Origin of the sequence: Aeromonas finlandensis (genome assembly GCF_000764645.1) — a bacterium.
Lineage (GTDB): Bacteria > Pseudomonadota > Gammaproteobacteria > Enterobacterales > Aeromonadaceae > Aeromonas > Aeromonas finlandensis.
In genome coordinates this window covers 1-17,721 of sequence record NZ_JRGK01000047.1, presented here as the reverse complement: position 1 = coordinate 17,721, position 17,721 = coordinate 1, and the positions used below count along the sequence as shown (strand labels likewise).

13 protein-coding genes and 2 tRNA genes are annotated in these 17,721 nt (G+C 60.5%); 6 read left to right on the top strand and 9 right to left on the bottom strand.

What is annotated here, in order from left to right; genetic code table 11:
- Positions 1–4,887, top strand: a 4,887-nt coding sequence (locus LD28_RS0106315; protein WP_156120125.1) for a type I secretion C-terminal target domain-containing protein, incomplete at its 5' end; no start/stop codon positions are given.
- Between the two features lie 69 nt (positions 4,888–4,956).
- Here the strand turns inward: LD28_RS0106315 and LD28_RS0106310 are convergent.
- The gene (locus LD28_RS0106310) at positions 4,957–5,451 is read right to left on the bottom strand and encodes a hypothetical protein (protein ID WP_033136149.1); all 495 of its coding nucleotides are present in this window, start codon (positions 5,449–5,451) and stop codon (positions 4,957–4,959) included.
- Between the two features lie 175 nt (positions 5,452–5,626).
- Between LD28_RS0106310 and LD28_RS0106305 the strand changes: the two genes are divergently transcribed.
- On the top strand, positions 5,627–7,591 hold the full coding sequence (locus LD28_RS0106305; protein WP_033136148.1) for a sensor domain-containing protein: 1,965 nt from the start codon (positions 5,627–5,629) through the stop codon (positions 7,589–7,591).
- 63 nt (positions 7,592–7,654) lie between these two features.
- Here the strand turns inward: LD28_RS0106305 and rraB are convergent, their stop codons facing one another.
- Positions 7,655–7,990, bottom strand: a complete 336-nt coding sequence (gene rraB / locus LD28_RS0106300; protein WP_033136151.1) for a ribonuclease E inhibitor RraB — start codon at positions 7,988–7,990, stop codon at positions 7,655–7,657.
- A 265-nt stretch (positions 7,991–8,255) separates the two neighbouring features.
- Here rraB and LD28_RS0106295 point away from each other — a divergent pair.
- Both LD28_RS0106295 and LD28_RS0106290 read left to right on the top strand, forming a co-directional pair.
- Positions 8,256–8,331 (top strand) — tRNA-Phe (locus LD28_RS0106295).
- Between the two features lie 4 nt (positions 8,332–8,335).
- Positions 8,336–8,411, top strand: a tRNA-Asn gene (locus LD28_RS0106290).
- Here LD28_RS0106290 and LD28_RS22870 read toward each other — a convergent pair.
- The gene (locus LD28_RS22870) at positions 8,390–8,578 is read right to left on the bottom strand and encodes a hypothetical protein (RefSeq protein ID WP_156120124.1); all 189 of its coding nucleotides are present in this window, start codon (positions 8,576–8,578) and stop codon (positions 8,390–8,392) included. The two genes, LD28_RS0106290 and LD28_RS22870, sit on opposite strands and share 22 nt — an antisense overlap.
- A gap of 262 nt (positions 8,579–8,840) precedes the next feature.
- Between LD28_RS22870 and LD28_RS0106285 the strand changes: the two genes are divergently transcribed.
- Together LD28_RS0106285 and LD28_RS0106280 are read left to right on the top strand one after the other, a co-directional pair.
- Positions 8,841–10,115: an alpha/beta fold hydrolase gene (locus tag LD28_RS0106285; protein ID WP_033136150.1), complete on the top strand. Its 1,275-nt coding sequence runs from the start codon at positions 8,841–8,843 to the stop codon at positions 10,113–10,115.
- A gap of 335 nt (positions 10,116–10,450) precedes the next feature.
- A complete protein-coding gene (locus tag LD28_RS0106280; RefSeq protein ID WP_033136147.1) occupies positions 10,451–11,176 on the top strand; it encodes a carbonic anhydrase in 726 nt (241 codons plus the stop codon).
- A 171-nt stretch (positions 11,177–11,347) separates the two neighbouring features.
- Here the strand turns inward: LD28_RS0106280 and LD28_RS0106275 are convergent, their stop codons facing one another.
- The 6 genes from LD28_RS0106275 to LD28_RS0106250 all read right to left on the bottom strand — a co-directional run.
- Complete coding sequence (locus tag LD28_RS0106275; protein ID WP_033136146.1) at positions 11,348–12,598, bottom strand: beta-ketoacyl-ACP synthase; 1,251 nt, start codon at positions 12,596–12,598, stop codon at positions 11,348–11,350.
- On the bottom strand, positions 12,595–13,320 hold the full coding sequence (locus tag LD28_RS0106270) for a 3-ketoacyl-ACP reductase FabG2 (protein WP_033136145.1): 726 nt from the start codon (positions 13,318–13,320) through the stop codon (positions 12,595–12,597). Before LD28_RS0106270 ends, LD28_RS0106275 begins: the two co-directional genes overlap by 4 nt.
- Positions 13,317–13,775 carry a hotdog family protein gene (locus LD28_RS0106265; protein ID WP_033136144.1) on the bottom strand — a complete coding sequence of 153 codons (459 nt, stop codon included), beginning with the start codon at positions 13,773–13,775 and terminating at the stop codon, positions 13,317–13,319. Before LD28_RS0106265 ends, LD28_RS0106270 begins: the two co-directional genes overlap by 4 nt.
- Positions 13,772–14,938 carry a beta-ketoacyl-[acyl-carrier-protein] synthase family protein gene (locus LD28_RS0106260; protein ID WP_033136143.1) on the bottom strand — a complete coding sequence of 389 codons (1,167 nt, stop codon included), beginning with the start codon at positions 14,936–14,938 and terminating at the stop codon, positions 13,772–13,774. Before LD28_RS0106260 ends, LD28_RS0106265 begins: the two co-directional genes overlap by 4 nt.
- Positions 14,935–15,492 (bottom strand): DUF3261 domain-containing protein, encoded by a 558-nt coding sequence (locus LD28_RS0106255; RefSeq protein WP_033136142.1) that lies wholly within the window; start codon positions 15,490–15,492, stop codon positions 14,935–14,937. Before LD28_RS0106255 ends, LD28_RS0106260 begins: the two co-directional genes overlap by 4 nt.
- Positions 15,489–17,721: MMPL family transporter (locus LD28_RS0106250; protein WP_033136141.1), on the bottom strand; the 2,233-nt coding region annotated here is incomplete at its 5' end. The genes LD28_RS0106255 and LD28_RS0106250, both read right to left, overlap by 4 nt.

Genomic DNA, 17,721 nt, shown 5'->3' with positions numbered 1-17,721 from the left:
TTTGCGGTCAAGGTCAGTACGATCGATGACACTCAGCAGGAAAGCTCGGAGCGCTACAACCTGACGGCTACGGCTAATGGTTATGGCACGACCGGTACCGCAACCATCATTGACAACGATGCGCCGCCTACCGTGGTGATCAATAAACCTGCGGTTGTGTCCGAAGAGGGGCTGCCCAACGGGTTGCCTGATACCACAGGTAATACAGATACCACCAATGCGACCGTTGCCAGTGGCACTATTACTGTGGGGGATTCCGATAGCAGTAGCGTGATGGTCAGCCTCACTGGTCCGTCCGGGCTCAAGTCCGGCGGGCTGGACGTGAAGTGGAACTGGGATGCATCAGGCAAGGTGTTGACCGGGTATACCGGTACCTTGGGTGGTGCGGACTACAAGGCGGTGCTTGATGTCAAACTGACTGCACCTTCAGGCAGTACCAAAGGAGATTGGGGTTATGACGTTACTCTGAAAGGAGCCCTCGATCATCCGGTGACTGGTGCCGAGGACACGCTGAGCTTCAACGTCGGAGTCTCTGTTTCTGATGGCCAGAGCACCACCGTCGGTTCGCTGCCCATCACTGTAGAAGACGATGCCCCGATCGCTGGGGATGCTGCCGCGGTTACTCTGGTGAAAACCAGTATTCCGGATGTGCTGACCGGGAAGTTCAGTCTGGTCGGTTACTCGGGAGATAAAGGCAGCATTGATGCCGGAAAATTCACTATCACGGCCCGCGGATTTGAATCTGCAGCTTCAGCCAAACTGGTGGATGCGTTGGTCAATGGATCCAGCGATGGGGTCGGGGTCAAGAGTATTGCTGCGCCGTACCATAACCTTGACAACGAGATCGACTTCCGCAAGTTTGCCAATGGGGCGAGCGTTTCCGAGGAGTTGGTGGTCAAGCTAGATGCGGGCACTGTGGCATATGGTGCCAAGATCGAGTTCAGCAAGATTTTCGGTGGTGAGCTGGAGAGCGGGGTGGTTGAGTTTTGGCGCGACGGCAAGCTGGTTGCCACCCAGACATTCAGTTCTGACGCAACCAATGGCGATTATGCGGCCAACTTCCAGGTTCAGCAGGGTGGTTTTGACACCATGGTGATCAAGGCGAGCGATAACGGCAAATCAGCCGACTGGAGTGATAATAGCGACTTTACCGTCAAATCGATCGAGTTCATGGGCTCCTCTACTCCACAGGCAATTGCCTATGGCTCTGGCACGCTCGAGCCGCAGTGGGGGGCTGATGGCAAGGGGCGTTTTGAACTTGTCACCGGGACGGTCGAGTCTGGCCTCAAGACCGTCGCCGGTCTGGCTATCGCAATCACAGCTGATGGGGCTAACACCCTGCTTGGCAAGGACAGCAATGGTAGCCTGATCTTCAAGATGGAGTTCACCCCAGCCACGGGCAAATGGGAGTTCTTCCAGTATGCAGAGATGCAGCGTCCAGTAGATGGCGATATCGATTTTAGCTTCAAGGCCTATGATCGTGACGGTGATGGCTCACAAGGCAGCTTTGCGGTCAATCCGCTGGTTCGCCCTGATGTAATGGGTGTATCGAATGCCAGTGTGACAGAGGGGGGAGTCCTGCAACATCTGGTTACCCTGAGTGGTTCGACCAATGTAGCAACCGAATATAGCTTCTCCATCGCCGGCAGTGGCGCTCATGCCGCGACAAACTCCGATTGGGGCACTCTGCAATTTAACAACGGAGTCACTTATAACAGCACAACCGGCAAGATCACTGTGCCAGCGGGGGTATCTGGTTTTACCGTGACCATACCGACGGTGGATGATCGCCTTGTCGAGTCGAGTGAGACCCTTGCTGTGGCGGTGGGTGGCCAGAACGGCACCGGCACCATCATCGACAACGATCGTGCACCTGTGACCACGGGTGGCTACAGTACTGGCTCGGAAGATGTCCCACAAATACTGAAGTGGTCTAATTTTGGCGCAAGCGATGATCAGGCGGCTTCTGACCTGAGCGTGCAGATCAACACCTTGCCGCTGAGCGGCAAGCTGGAGTACCTGAACGCGGCTGGTCAGTGGATTGCGGTGAAGGCGGGTGATCTTATCTCCTACACGGATATCGATAGTGGCCACCTGCGCTTCGTACCGGGACTCAATGAGTCGAGTTCCATTGCCACCAATGGCAATGGCATCGAGCTTGGTAACAAGCTGGGAGATTATTCCACTGTTGGTTATCAGATCAGCGATGGTGCCAACCTGAGCAATAGCGGCAAGCTGGTGATCGATGTCACTGCCGTGGCGGATAAGCCGGTGGTCGATATCAGCCTGACCGGCAATGGTGTACCGCTCTATACCCAGTACCCGTCGTCCGGCATCTCCACCGGGGCGTTCCAGAGCGGCAACTTCAACAAGGGCAGCTTTGGCTTTGCTAGCAACCTGACCGACAGCACCACCAGTCAGGATACTGTGGAGGGTGGCAATGGTAATGACTATATCGTCAGCGTGAAGGGTGGTGGTGATCACTTCATCGGTGGTCTTGGCAATGACGTGCTGGTCGGTGGTAACTCTGTCTCTGGCGATACCCTTGATGGCGGCGTGGGCAACGATATCCTGGTGGCCGGACAGGGTGGCGATACCCTGTATGGCGGTGCCGGTACTGACCTGGCTGTGCTGATGGGTTCGCGTGCCAACTATGTCATCGAGCGCAGAAGTGATGGCGGCTTCAACTTCCTGGTGAAGGAGAACGGCATCACCATTAGCAAGTCGCTCTATGACATCGAGCAGGTGCAGTTTGATGACGGCATCTACCAGTTCAATCAGACCGATGGCACCCTGACGGCGGTACAGCCGAGTGTGGTGGATTACCCGCTCGAGATCAGTGCCTCTCTTACCGATAGGGATGGCAGTGAGCAGTTCGACCGCTTGGTACTGACCGGCATGCCATCCGGGGCTACCTTGTCTCAGGGCTCTACCGTGCTGGGGACCGTTGGTGCAGATGGTAAGCTGACGCTTACAGGCCTGTGGAACCCGAGCGCGCTGGATGTCAAGCTGACCGGCCTGACTTTGCGGGTACCAGGTAGTAGTGCGGGCCAGTTCGACCTCAAGGTAGAGGCCTTCGCCAAGGAAGTTGCGACCGATAATGCCAGCAGCGCATCGGATCAGGATTCGATCCGTATGAGCTATTTCCTCTCCACCGAAGGGGAGCCGGGCGATCAGAACCGTGTCTACGGCAGCGAGCACAATATCGTTGTGGGCGATCTGGATGGCAGTGTGGTATTGCCGGGTCAAAACTACAACATCGCCTTTATGGTCGACAGCTCGGGCAGTATTGGCGCCAGCGCTATGAGCACCATCAAGAGCCAGCTGGCACAGATTTTCGCCAGCCTCAAGGCGAGCGCAGGCAGCGAGGGAGCAGGCACCGTCAACATCATGCTGGTTGACTTCGATGCCCTGTCGAATGCCAGTATTAGCGTGAACCTTAAGGACAGCAATGCCTTGAGTCAGCTGCAGTCTGTCATCGACTCCATGAGCAGCGGGGGGGGGACCAACTATGAAGACGTGTTCAAGACGGTTGCCAACTGGTTCAACAGCTCGACCGTACAGAACAACACCAATGCGAAGAACCTGACCTATTTCATTACTGATGGCCTGCCTACCTACTATCTGGGTAACGAGGGGTATAACCCCATGATCCGTGACCTTAATGGTTCAGTGAATGATGTCTACCTGAATACTGTCATCGGCAATAGCTATACCTATGGCCAATCCTACACGGTAAATGGTCGGACGGTTGTTAACGGCAAGGGTGAGGTTTATGACTACAGCGGTAACCTGCTTGGCTATATGAGAGCAGATGGAGCAGGGCGTTATGTCTACGCCACTTTGGCAGGAACGGGCAACACCACCACCGCCACTACTATTGCCAACTCTGTAGCCGGTTTTGGTCTGTTGACAGGGATGGGGGTTACGGTAGAGGCGATTGGTTTGGGCGCCAATATCTCCTACAACGATCTCAAGTCTTACGACTCTGACGGCGTCATCATGACCGGGGTTAATGCCAACGACCTGGCCAATGCCATCTTGGGCACCTCGGTGAACAACCTGCCGGGCAGTGACCGGATCGATGGCGGTGCCGGTGACGATATCCTGTTTGGGGATGCGGTTCATTTCGCCGGTATTAATGGCGAAGGCTACGCGGCCATCAAGCAGTATGTGGCTGGCAAATTGAGCGCAAGTTCAGTGACCGATGCCCAGGTTCATGACTACATCACGGACCATGCCAGCGAGTTTGATCAGTCCTCCACCAATGACAAGGCGGATGTGCTGATTGGAGGGGAGGGCAACGATATCCTGTTTGGTCAGGGTGGTGATGACTTCCTGTTCGGCGGTGCTGGCAACGACATCCTGTTTGGTGGTGCCGGCAACGACACCCTGTATGGCGAGAGCGGCAACGATACTCTGTACGGTGGCAGCGGCAACGATACCCTGTATGGTGGCGCTGGCAACGACACCCTGAGCGGCGGTCTGGGCAGCGATATCCTGGTCGGTGGTCTGGGCAACGACATCCTCAAGGGAGATGGCGGAGCCGATACCTTCACCTGGCTGCAGGGAGATACCGCTGCGGGTAGTGTTGCCAAGGATTACGTGGTCGACTTCTCCAAGGCTGAGGGTGACAAGCTGGATCTGAGCGATCTGCTGGATCACGATGGTTCTCACAATACGACTGATCTGAAGAGTCTGCTCTCGGTGTTCCAAGATAATGAAGGGGTTCACCTGCAGGTCAAGGAGAGCAGTGCAGCACCTATCACTCAGGAGATCGTGTTGATGAACCATACCTTCGATAGTCTGACAGGTGGTTCAGGGACGACGGCCAATCAGGTGATCGATTACATGCTGAACAACAACCTGCTCGATATCGATAAATAAGCCCGGTTTCGGGCAATAAAAAGCGGCAGAGCAATCTGCCGCTTTTTTTATCTTTGCAGGGAAGCGAAATCAGTTGCCGAGAGTGGCAAACAGACTCTGCTCCAGAGAACCGCGGGAGACACAGACCGGCTTGATGGAAGGGGCCGGTACGCGTTCGCCTGAGGATTCAACGAAGAACAGCTCGGTGTTGCCCTTGACGTTGACGGTGGCCACACTGCTGTTGCCGCTCTGGGTGATGATCAGGTTGATCTGCAGATTCGGGTTGCCCAGCGCAACTTTGGAACCCATGGTGCCGCAATCCAGCCACTCCAGCCCATCGGCTGAGTGGTTGACGTTGGCGGTCATCAGGCCGGAACCGCGCTGGCTGTTTTCAATGTTGAGACCGTGATCGGTGAACCATTTTTCGGCGCGTGCCCACACCAGATCAACCGGGATTGCCATCTCCTGAGTATTGTTGGTTGCCTTGGCTATCGGCGGGTTGTAGCGATACTCTTCACCACCATTGTTGTCACCGGCACAACCAACCAGCAGCAGCGCCAATGCGCTCCCCATTAGCTTTTTCATCTTGTTTCTCTCGTCCATATCATCCGGCCATTGGCCAACCGGCGCCTATTATCACCGGAGCGACAATCGCTGTCAGCAAACATCCTGTGTGGTGCATCAAGGGCGGGTTGCAGGGTGCTTTACAAAACTGTTTTGCTATCATAGATTTGCTCGAAATTCCTCCATAAGCGCCCTTGTGAACAACATGCTCACCCCGGATCTGCTGCAGCAGATCATCGACCAATTGCCAATGAGTATCTTTTGTCGGGATAAGCATGGGCGCTATCTGTTCGCCAATCGAGTGTTTGTGCTCGAGGCGAAAATGGGCTCCCCTGCCGAGGTGGTGGGCAAGAGTGATGCCGATATGCCATGGGGGGATGTGTTTCGTGGCGAGGATGAGCAGTTGCTGGCGGGCGGGGTCCCCCTGCTCTATCAGCAGTTGCACTGCAAGAGTGGCGGAAACACCTGTTGGGTCGAGATCCATAAAGTGCCGCTCTACAACCCGCAAGGGGAGGCATATGCCGTGTTCGGGATCGTCAGCGAGATCGCCCAGCGCAAATCCCTCGAACAGACGGTCAAACAACAGCAACTGCTGCAGCGGTTCTTGCTCGATGCCATCCCTGATCTGATCCGTTTCGACGACCACAATGGTGTCTTGCTGGAGTGCAATCAGGCGTTTCTCGACTTTATCGGTCAGGAGGCGGAGGAGGTGCTGGGCCAGCAGCACTCTTACCGTTTGGCTGCGCCGCAGGGGATGGGTCATGGTGAATGTTGTCTGCTGGATGCCAGCGGGCAGGGGCGGCACATGGAGATCACCCGGGTCGATGTCCCCGATGGTGACGGCCACTCCCTCGGGATCCTGACGCTGGGGCGTGACATCACCGGCCTGCGCACCACTCAGGCGCAGTTGCAGCAGGAGCAGCACTACGACAGTCTGACCGGGCTGCTCAAACTCTCCCGTTTCTTGCAGACCAGTCGTCATCTGGGGGGGCGCAGCGCCACGCTGGTGCTGGTCGATCTGCACCATTTTCGCGAAATCAACGATCGCTTCGGGATCCGGATTGCCGATCGACTGCTCAGCCAGGTGGCTAAGCGGTTGCAGCAGTTGGTGCCGCCGCGTTCCCTGCTTTGTCGGGTCGCTGCCGATGACTTCAGCCTGTTGCTGCCCGAATTCAACGAGCCGTTGCAGGGGTGGAGCCAGCATCTGCAGCAGCAGTTGATGGAACACTATCAGGTGGAAGAGCATCGCATTCAGATCCCGGTGTTTCTGGGGCTGGCCCAGGGCCGGGCGAGCGATGCCGAGCGGTTGCTCAGCCATGCCGAGGCTGCGCTGGCGCAGGGCAAACGGCAGCAGCAGTACTGCACCCTGTTTGATCCCGAGCTGCATGCCCGGCTCAAGCGGCGTCAGCTGATCGCCGCCCAGTTGCCGCTTGCCATCAAATCTGCCCAGCTGGTTGCCGTTTATCAGCCGATCATCTGTACCCGCACTCACCGCTTGCACGGTGCCGAGCTGCTTTGCCGCTGGCCTCATCCTGAGCTTGGGATGATCTCCCCCGACGAGTTCATTCCGTTGGCGGAAGAGATGGGGATCATCGGACAGCTTGGCCAGCTGATGCTGGAGCAGGGGTGTGCCCAGCTGGCGCAGTGGCAAACTGCGCAGCCGGATATGGTGCTCTCCATCAACCTCTCGCCGCTGCAGTTCCGTGATCCGGCGCTCTGTGAGCGAGTCTCTGCCTGCATTGTCCGCCATGGGCTCAAGGCCAGTCAGCTGGAGCTGGAGATCACCGAAGGGGTGCTGATGGAGAATGCCGATGAGATTGAGACCAACCTCGACAACCTGATTGCTGCCGGTTTTCAGCTGGCCATCGATGATTTCGGTACCGGTTACTGTTCACTGGCCTATCTGCCGCGTTTGCAGGTGGCGACCCTCAAGCTGGATCGCAGCTTCACCCAGGGGCTGGCCAGCAATACCGCGACCACCGCTATTGTGCGCTCGGTGATCGGATTGGGCCACGAGTTGGGGATCCAGATCACCGCCGAAGGGGTGGAGACGCCCGAGCAGCAGTTGTGGCTGACCGAGGCGGGGTGTGATCGGCTACAGGGCTATCTGTTCAGCCGTCCCTTGCCGCCGGACGAATTTGCAGCCAGTTATCTGGTGTGAGATATCGCCAGAAACAACAAGGCCACCGAAAGGTGGCCTTGTTGTTTTACGATGGAGGCAGGATCAATCCTGGAAGTAGGTACCCCAACCATCGTAATCCACCCCATATTTTTCCAGGATGGGCAGCATCTTGGCGATATCGGCGACGATCGCTTCGACATTCAGTTTGCACTCGATGGTGGCATCGAAGCAGAAGATGGTGGCGCCGTCATCCAGCTCCATCTCTTCGGCATCGGTCACTTCAAAACCGGCCTTGAACAGGTCAACCGCTGCTTTTTCCAGACGGTCGAAATCCTGGCAGGCGAAGTGGTGCTCAATGTCGTAATCCACATCGGGATTGCTGCCATCGGCCAGCAGTTCGTTGACGATCTCGGTGGTCTCATCACGCCACTCTTGCATATTCAGACTCATGTTGCCTCCAGGCGGTATCATTGCGGCAAAGCATACTCGCAGAGTGGATTCGGCTCAATGCGGCTGACCCACAGAGTCTCGAATTTCCACAAGATTGGCAGCGCAAGGATGACGTGAAAAAGTCGGCAAGGCAGGGAAACGGGACTGAAATGGATAATAAATGGTCGCAGCGTTCAGTTGTTGAGCGAACGCGCTTTTTATCGTGCCATCATGGTTGACACTCTGCGCTGGAAAGGGTTTAATGCGCGCCGTTGCCCAGATAGCTCAGTCGGTAGAGCAGGGGATTGAAAATCCCCGTGTCGGCGGTTCGATTCCGTCTCTGGGCACCACAATTCCTCCTTAGTTCAGTCGGTAGAACGGCGGACTGTTAATCCGTATGTCACTGGTTCAAGTCCAGTAGGAGGAGCCAAATTCGAAAAGCCCGCTCAATTGAGCGGGCTTTTTTTCATCTTTTAATTCCCGTTGCAAGCGGCTAAAAACAGGGTCGCCCCACAGGTGGCGCTGAACAGCAGCATTCCGGTTTGCAACATGCTGCCCGGGCATGGCTTCTTCTCTCTTTTTCTGGCCCTGATCCACTTCGGTTTCATCACGTTCCCTTATCCATTTTGACGGCCTGAATGGCTGCACTCCTGTGCAGGCGAGCCATCTTTGTTGAATGGCTACATGGCGTCAATCTCCCCCCGATAACAATTAATTCAGCATGATTGAGAAATGGGGCGAGCCGTATTCGGCGACCTTATAAGCCATTGTTAACATTTTGGAAAACCGGAGTGACCCCGCTTCTGGCCAAGGTTATGATGGGATGGATCATGTTTCCATCCAGACGGAGAGAGCCCAGATGAACAGCCCCTTGCGCTATGTACTGGACGGCATCCATTGCGAGCCGCACTTTTTTACCGTTCCCCTCGATCATGATGAGCCGGATGGTGACAGCATTACCCTGTTTGCCCGCACCCTCTGCCGCAAAGACAAACTCGATGACAAGCTCCCCTGGCTGCTCTTTTTGCAGGGTGGTCCCGGTTTCGGCGCGCCGCGTCCGACGGCCAACAGTGGCTGGCTCAAGCGGGCGTTGCAGGAGTTCAGGGTGCTGCTGCTGGATCAGCGTGGCACCGGCATGTCGAGCCCCATCCACGGCCATGCCCTGGCCAAGATGACGCCGGCCGAGCAGGCGGATTATCTCAGCCATTTTCGCGCCGACAGCATCGTACAAGATGCCGAGTTCATCCGGCAGGAGCTCAGCCCTAAACACCGCTGGAGTCTGCTTGGCCAGAGCTTTGGCGGTTTCTGCTGTCTGACCTACCTCTCGCGCTTTCCCGACAGCCTGCGGGAGGTCTATATCACCGGCGGTATCGCGCCGATTGGCCGCAGCGCAGAGGAGGTCTACCGCGCTACCTATCAGCGGGTGGCCGACAAGAACCGCGCCTTCTTTGCTCGCTTCCCCCACGCTCAGGGAATTGCCAACCGCTTGGCCAATCATCTGCACCAGCACGATGTGCGGCTGCCCAACGGTCAGCGGCTCACTGTGGCGCAGTTCCAGCAGCAGGGGCTGGATCTCGGTGCCACGGGCGCCTTTGAAGCGCTCTATTACCTGCTGGAGGAGGCCTTTATCGGCGACAAGCTGAGCCCGGCGTTTCTCTATCAGGTACAGAGCATGCAGCCATTCAATACCAACCCGCTGTTCGCCATCCTGCACGAGGCCATCTACGCCGAAGGAGAGGCGACTCGCTGGGCGGCAGATCGGGTCAGAGGGGAGTTTCCGGCGGTGAACTGGGCGCCCGGCAAGGATTTCGCCTTCACCGGCGAGATGGTTTACCCCTGGATGTTCGAGCAGTTCCGCGAGTTGCTGCCCCTGAAAGAGGCGGCCCATCTACTGGCCAACAAGGCGGACTGGGGTGCGCTCTATGACCCGGCTCAGTTGGCCCGCAACCAGGTGCCGGTAGCCTGCGCCGTCTATGCCGAGGATATGTACGTGGAGTTTGACTACAGTCGCGAGACCCTGCAGGGCCTCGGTAGCAGCCGCGCCTGGATCACCAACGAGTATGAGCACAACGGCTTGCGTGCCGATGGTGAAGCGATTCTTGATCGTCTGATCGCGTTGAATCGTGACCGTTAATTGCCGTTATCGGCAACCATCGCGGGAGCCCTGACTCCCGCGATGGTTGTTATGAATGCGTGACACTCTGAACCTTGACCCGCACTTGCCGACGATTCGTGGATAGCTGGCTGATTAATTCACCCCCTTTCACTGCCTCTGCCGATCCCTCACCATATACATGCCAAACGACTCTGTATTGAGCCGCGGTCAAACCGATTGACCAGCCCGTGCTCGTTACCATTAGAAAGTCGCTCTGCCACTCTGTATCCCGCATATCAGATATGCCATCCCTGTATGCCCCGTGATCGGGGGGAGGGGATGGTCGTGCTTTTCAATCAAGATAAGGATGTATGATGAGAAAGTCTCTGTTGGCCTGCTCCCTGCTGCTGTGCCCTGCCGCGTTTGCTGCCACCCCCCATTGGGAATATAGCGGCGAAGCGGGGCCTGCTCACTGGGCCAAGCTGACTCCCGAGTTTGGTCAGTGCGCGGGCAGCAATCAGTCGCCGGTTGACCTGAACGGGCTGGTAGAGGCCAAGCTGGCCCCGCTGGCACTCCACTATCAGGCGGGTGGCAACACTGTGGTCAACAACGGTCACACCGTGCAGGTCGGTTATGCCCCGGGCAGCACCTTGCTACTCGATGGCACCACGTTTGAGCTCAAGCAGTTCCACTTCCACGCCCCGAGTGAAAACCTCATCGAGGGTAAATCCTATCCGCTGGAAGGGCATCTGGTGCACGTCAGTGACAAGGGGGAGATCGCAGTGGTGGCGGTGATGTTCGAGGCTGGCAAGGCCAATCCGGCACTGACGGCAGCCTGGGGTGAATTACCGGCCAAGGTGGGCGAGATCCACCCCCTCAAGGCGCCGCTCGCTGCGGAACAACTGCTGCCCGAGAGCCGCGACTACTACCGCTTCAGCGGTTCCCTCACCACGCCGCCCTGCTCGGAAGGGGTGCGTTGGCTGGTGATGAAGCAGCCGGTCGAGGTCAGTCAGGCCCAGATCGACGCCTTCAAGGCGGTGATGCACCACCCCAACAACCGGCCGGTGCAGCCCCTCAATGGGCGCTTGGTACTGCAATAACACAGTGCTGCAATGACACAGCGCAGCTGATAGCCGAAACAACAAGAGGGCCGCGAGGCCCTCTTTTACATGGCGAGGTTTCAGCGAGCGATCACCGGCTGGCGGCAATCCTTGCGTGGATCTTCTATCCAGGCCAAGAGCATGCCAGGGCCGCATTCAGTCTGGGAGGACTTAACCTTGCCCGAGCGCTTCGCCGTGCCAGCGGCGGAAGATGAGCGAGGTGTTGATGCCACCGAAGGCGAAGTTGTTGGACATCAGATACTCGATCTCCAGCTGGCGTCCCTGACCCGTGATGTGGTCGAGGGGCTCGCAGGCAGGATCCGGGTTGGCCAGATTGAGGGTCGGCGCAAACCAGCCGTCGTGCAGCATCTCAAGCGACAGCCAGGCTTCGATGGCGCCACAGGCGCCGAGGGTATGGCCGAAGTAGCTCTTGAGCGAGGAGATGGGGGTCTGCTCACCGAAGATGGCGGCAGTCGCCTGGCTCTCGGCGATATCGCCCCGCTCGGTGGCGGTGCCGTGGGCACTGATGTAGCCAATCTGCTCGGGACGCAGCCCGGCCTGATCCAGCGCCATCTGCATGCAGAGCTGCATGGTCTGGCTCTGGGGCTGGGTGACATGAGCCGCGTCGCAGTTGGTGGCAAAACCGACCAGCTCGGCGATGATGTGGGCGCCGCGGGCGAGGGCGTGCTCCAGCTCCTCGAGCACCAGAGTGGCGGCCCCTTCGCCGATCACCAGCCCGTCGCGATCCCGGTCAAACGGGCGCGGGGAGAGCTCGGGGGTGTCGTTGAGCTGACTGGTGGCAAACAGGGTATCGAATACCACCGCCTCGGAGGGGCAGAGCTCTTCCGCGCCACCCGCCACCATCACAGTCTGGTAGCCGTGGCGGATCGCCTCGTAGGCGTAGCCGATCCCCTGACTGCCCGAGGTGCAGGCGCTGGAGGTGGGGATGACCCGGCCACGCAGGCCGAAGAAGAGGCCGGTGTTGACCGCCGTCGTGTGCGGCATCATCTGCACATAGGTGGTGGCGGTGATGTTGGCGGTGGTCTTGTCGTTGAGCATGGCGCCAAAGGCACCGATGGGCGCCGTGCTGCCGGTGGAGGAGCCATAGGCGATACCGGTGCGGCCATCGCTCAGCACCGGTTCGTTCAGCAACTTCGCCTGCTCCAGCGCCAGCTCCGAGGCCACGGTCGACATCTCGGAGACTCGTCCCATGGCGCGGATCTTCTTGCGCGGATAGTGGGCCGGCAGGGCAAAGTCGCTGATCGGCGCGGCCAGCCGGGTGTTGAGCCCGTCATAGACACCCCACTCGTGCATGGTGACCACGGCGTTGCGTCCTGCCTGCAGGCGCGGCTTGACGCTGGCCCAGTCGTTGCCAAAGGCGGTCACACCGGCCATGCCGGTGACTACGACCCGTCGATTCATATCAGGCCTCCGTTGATGGAAATTACTTGCCGGGTGACATAGCCGGCGATGTCAGACATCAGGTAGGAGACCAGACCGGCCACCTCCTCTGCCTGCCCCATGCGTTTGAGGGGGATCATCTTGAGCGCTTCGCCCTCCACTTCCGGGCTGACCATGCCGGTGTCGATAAGGCCGGGGGCCACGCAGTTGACCGTGATCCGCCGTTTGGCGAGTTCCAGTGCCAACGCCTTGGTCGCGCCGATAAGACCGGCCTTGGAGGCGCTGTAGTTCACTTGCCCACGGTTGCCCATGATGCCGGAGACCGACGAAAGGGTGACGATGCGCCCGCCGCGGCGCAGCCCGATCATCGGCATGATGCAGGGCTTGAGCAGGTTGTAGAAACCGTCAAGGTTGGTGTGGATGACATCATCCCACTCGTCGTCGGTGAGCGCCGGGAAGGCGCCGTCACGCACGATGCCCGCATTGCAGACCACGCCATAGTAAGCGCCGTGCTGCTCGATGTCGGCTTCAAGACGTGCGCGGCACAGTTCGCGATCGCCGATATCGAACTGGATGAGGCGCCCGGCGCCGCCCTGGGCGGTGATCTCGTCGAGGGTCACCTGCGCCCCTTGCTGGTCGCTGTGGTAGTGAACCACCACAGTGAAACCGTCGGCCGCCAGCTTGAGGGCGATGGCGCGGCCAATCCCCTTGCTGGCGCCGCTTACCAATACGGTCGAGTTCATTGTTTCTGCTCCAGTAAATCTGTCAGTTGCGCCTCGGTGGGCTGATAGGTGCTCAGGCGGGCTCTTGCGCACTCGCGATCCCCAAGCCAGATGCTGCATTCAAAGCTGGCCATTCCGGCATCCTGCAGCAGGCAGTGCGCCTCGATGCGCAGCAGGCTGCCAGCGGCAAAGACCGGCTGCTGGCTCTGGTATTTGCGGGTACCGAGCAGCATGCCGATCCGCACCGGCTCTTGGTGCTGATGTGCCTGCATGCCAGCCCAGGCGGCGATGGTTTGCGCCATCAGTTCGATGCCGCACCAGCCGGGCAGATCGCCATTGTCATCGAGCAGCAGCGCCTGCCGTGCTCCCACCACTGTTTCGCAGCAGATACTCTGCTCGTCGTGCGCCGTGACGCGTTCGAGCAGCAGCATGGGGGAGCGATGGGGAAGCAGTTGTTCTATGGGAGGAAAAGTCATGATGCCTCTTTGCCAAAAATCAGGCTGACGTTGTTGCCACCAAAGGCAAACGAGTTGGACATGATGATGTCGACCGGCCCCTGATCCTGCACAAGGGCGATGGGGGCCAGCGCCGGATCGGCTTCCTCACCCTGCGGGGGCAGCGGCAGGGCGCGTTCGATCAGCAGGCAGCAGAGCGCCGCTTCGGTCGCACCGGCCGCCCCTAGGGTGTGACCGGTCAGCACCTTGGTCGAACTGACCGGCACCAGATTCGGGAAGAGGCGCGCCAGCGCGCGGCTCTCCATTTCGTCGTTGAGGCGGGTGGCGGTGCCGTGGGCGTTGACGTAGCCGACCCGCTCAGCCTCAAGACCGGCGCGGGTCAGCGCCATCCGCATCGCTCGCTCAGCCCCTTCCCCTTGCGGGTGCGGCGCCGAGATATGCCAGGCATCCGATGACTCCCCATCCCCCAGCAGGGCAAGCGGGGCGGGCTCGCAGCTCACCAGAAACAGGGCCGCCCCTTCGCCGATGTTGATGCCGTCGCGCCTGGCGGTAAACGGCTGGCAGCGCTGTTCGCTCAGGGACTCCAGACTGTCAAAGCCGTTGAGGGTGAGGCCACATAGCGAGTCGGCACCACCGACCAGCGCCACATCGGCCTGACCGCTGGCCAGCAGGCGGCGGGCGGTAATGAAGGCGCGGGCGCTCGAGGAGCAGGCGGTCGAGATGGTCATCGCTGGCCCTTCAAGGCCGAGATGGGCGGCGAGAAACAGCGAGGGTGAGCCGAGCTCCTGCTGTACGTAGTCAAACTGCGGTGGCAGCGCCTCGCCACGATCGCTCGCCGCAACGGCGACCTCGGCCTCGCCGATGCCGGAGGTGCTGGTGCCGAGCACCAGCGCCACCCGCTGCGGGCCGACGCGGGCGATTGCGGCGTTTACGTCGTCTTCGATATCGGCCAGTGCCGCGAGCAGCAACCGGTTGTTGCGCGAGTCGTAGGGGGCGATTGTCACTGCGGGAAGCTGATGGCACACCCGGCCAACCGGCGAAGTGCGGCCATCGACCAGCGTCCAGCGCTCGCCATCAAGCGGGCTGGCGCCATGGGTGCGCCACGCCTCGAGGGCGGCACTCACCTCATCCTTGCCACGGCCGAGGGCGTTGATGAGGCTGTAGGCGTGAATGTAGAGGGTCATTGCGCCAGATTCTCCAGTTGCAGGCGGTAGCCAAAGCGGTGTTGGGTCAGGCTGACCGGCTCGCGCTGGCCTTGCCAGCTCTGATAGCGGATCTCGGTGACCAGCACGCCAGCAGGGTCGGTGAGACGGCGAACATCCCCCTCATCGACCAGCTGCCAGCCCACCGGCAGACGGGATTGCCACTCGGCCAGCGGCCAGTAGCAGAGCATCACGTCGGCCAGCACCTGCGCTGGCGGGGGCAGGGCGTTGCCGGGCAGGGGGAGCAGCAGCTCGCTGTGAATGCCGCTCTGGTCGTACTGCACCTTGAACAGGCGCGCACCGGTCGGCATCAGCCCGACCAGGGTGATGCCCTGCTGGCCGGCTTCCAGTGCGGTTAGCAGCTGATACGGCTTGCCCTTGACGCTGGCGATCAGCAGCTGCTGGCGGTTTAGCGGTTCGGCGCGCTGGGGCGCCGGCAGCGAGAGGGGGACGCCCGGGGCGATAAACGCCTCTATCCCCTGCTGGCTGCTGCAACCGGTCAGCAGCACCAGCAGCAAGTACCAGTATCTCATCATGACTCCGCAGCTGGCCGCGGGGCCAGCACCATGGGGGATAACAGAAACGCGGTGAAGATCCCGCCGCTCAGCACGATCCCGAAACCGGCGATGGCCGGGGTGTTGCTGAGCGCCAGCAGGCCGAAGGCCAGCAAGGTAGTGAGGTGGGCCAGCAGGATTGCGAGCAGGGTCGATTGCTGGCGGGCAGGCTCGCTGCCGCAGTGGGCGAAGAAGAGCCCGTAATCGATGCCGATGCCGAAGATAAGGCTGAGCGCCAGCACGCCAAAGAGGGTGAGCGGCTGGCCACTGAAGCCGAGCAGCGCCAGCCCCATGGCGATGGCCAGCCCGTTGACCAGCAGGATGCGCAGGGTCAGGCGCCAGCCGATGCGATGCCAGAGCAGCCCCATCACCAGTACCACCGCGACCAGCAGCAGCTCGGCGAGCTTGAGGCGGTAATCGGCAAAGAGCTGGCTCCACTGGCTGCGCTGATCCTGCCAGATCACCCCGTCATGCTCGTCGGCCAGACGGGCCAGTGCGGCGGCATCGTGAATGCCGGCCAGCGGCACCCAGATCCCGACCCGGCCATCGGGCAGGGCGTACCAGAGCAGACGGCTCCCCTCGCTGACCGGGCTGGTTAGCCACGCTTCGGGGGTCAGCAGATCCAGGGGGCGAGCGCTGGCCTCCACCGGTACACCGGCCGCCTTGAGGGCGGAAATGACGCCCGGTTGCAGCGCCATGATAGCCTGATGATCCGCCTGCTGGCGGGCCCTCGAGGGGAGCCACTGGCTGATGGCCACAAACTGGTCGAGCACCTTGTGCTGGCGGGCCAACTCAAGCTGGTCCGCCAGCGTCTCGAGGCGGGTGAGGGCCTGCTCGCCATCGCTGCCCACCACCAGATAGCCGGTCATGCCGCCCTGCTGGCCGGTGAGTTGCTGGATCTGGCGCTCCTGCGCCTGCAGCTCGTGGGGCAGGGGTTGCAGCTTCTGGATATCGTCATCCACCGCGAGGCGGCTGATGCCGATGGCGCTGATCACCAGCACCAGTAGCGGCAGCCAGCGGCGCAGGCCGCCCGGGCGCAGCCAGGCTTCAATCCAGCACCCCTGCCAGTGGCGGATGGGCAAGGCACCCTGCGGCAGGTCGCCCAGCCAGTAGGGGAACACCAGCAGCACGGTCAGGAAGGCGGCCAGCAAGCCTGCCAGCGCGCAGATGGCGAGCTGCTGCAGCCCCGGGAAGGGGGCGAGCCAGAGCAGGGCATAGCCGATCAGGGTGGTGAGCAGCGCCAGACTCAGCCCCGGCAGCAGGTGGGCGCGGGTCTGCGCCGGTGTCTCGTGGCCATGCAGGCGCCGCTCGCTCAGGAAGTGGATGGCATAGTCGATGGAGATGCCGATGAGGCTTGAGCTGATCACCAGGGTGAAGACGTGGATCTCGCCAAATACCAGCAGTACGGCGCCGAGCCCCCACAACATCCCCATCGTCAGCGGCAGCAGGGAGAGCAGCAGGGCGCGCACCGAGCGAAACGCCAGCCAGATGAGCACGATGACCCCGACAAGGGAGCCCAGTCCGATGGTCGAGATATCCTGCTCGGCGAGCGAGCTGGCGTGCTGGCTGTAGAAGAGGGTGCCGCGGCGCAGCAGTTCGACGCCCGGATAGTGCTGGCGCAACTGCTGCTCGGCGGTTGCCAGCTCGCTGAGCAGCTGGCGGTTGCGCGCCATGTCGAAAGCGGAGAGGTTGAGCTCGGCCCGCACCATATACCAGCGGCGGCCATCCGGCCCCGTGCTGCTGAGCCAGCCATCGTCATCCAGCTGTATCGGACTCTTCTGCTCCAGCACTGCGGCGCGGGTCAGCAGCAGGGGATCGGCCTGCCACTCGGCGCGCGAGACGCCGCCGAAGGGGGAGTAGATCTGCCCCAGCACCCACTGACTCCACCCCTCCGGGCCACTGGCCAGCCGTGCCCGTGCGCTCGGCGTGAGGTGTTGCCACGCCATCTGCCGCATGTAGCTCTGCCAGGCGCCGGCGAGGGTCGGCTGCGCCGCCTTCAGATGTTCCAGTGAGTCGATGGCTGCCAGCTGCTTGCTCCACGCGGTCGCGGCAGCTTCGCCATTTTCGCCTACGGGCAGGCTCACCAGCCACACCAGTTGCCGGTCGAGGTTGGCGAGTAGTCCGGCCCGGATTTCCGGATGCCACTGCTGGTGCTCCTCTTTGGGCAGCAGATCCATCACGCTGGTATTGAAGCGGGCGCGGGGCAGGGCC

Coding starts and splice junctions, on each gene's coding strand:
- LD28_RS0106255 (WP_033136142.1), bottom strand. CDS start 15,492: ATGATGAGATACTGGTACTTGCTGCTGGTGCTGCTGACCGGTTGCAGC.
- LD28_RS0106270 (WP_033136145.1), bottom strand. CDS start 13,320: ATGAACTCGACCGTATTGGTAAGCGGCGCCAGCAAGGGGATTGGCCGC.
- LD28_RS0106310 (WP_033136149.1), bottom strand. CDS start 5,451: ATGAAAAAGCTAATGGGGAGCGCATTGGCGCTGCTGCTGGTTGGTTGT.
- LD28_RS0106265 (WP_033136144.1), bottom strand. CDS start 13,775: ATGACTTTTCCTCCCATAGAACAACTGCTTCCCCATCGCTCCCCCATG.
- LD28_RS0106280 (WP_033136147.1), top strand. CDS start 10,451: ATGAGAAAGTCTCTGTTGGCCTGCTCCCTGCTGCTGTGCCCTGCCGCG.
- LD28_RS0106275 (WP_033136146.1), bottom strand. CDS start 12,598: ATGAATCGACGGGTCGTAGTCACCGGCATGGCCGGTGTGACCGCCTTT.
- LD28_RS0106260 (WP_033136143.1), bottom strand. CDS start 14,938: ATGACCCTCTACATTCACGCCTACAGCCTCATCAACGCCCTCGGCCGT.
- LD28_RS0106285 (WP_033136150.1), top strand. CDS start 8,841: ATGAACAGCCCCTTGCGCTATGTACTGGACGGCATCCATTGCGAGCCG.
- rraB (WP_033136151.1), bottom strand. CDS start 7,990: ATGCAAGAGTGGCGTGATGAGACCACCGAGATCGTCAACGAACTGCTG.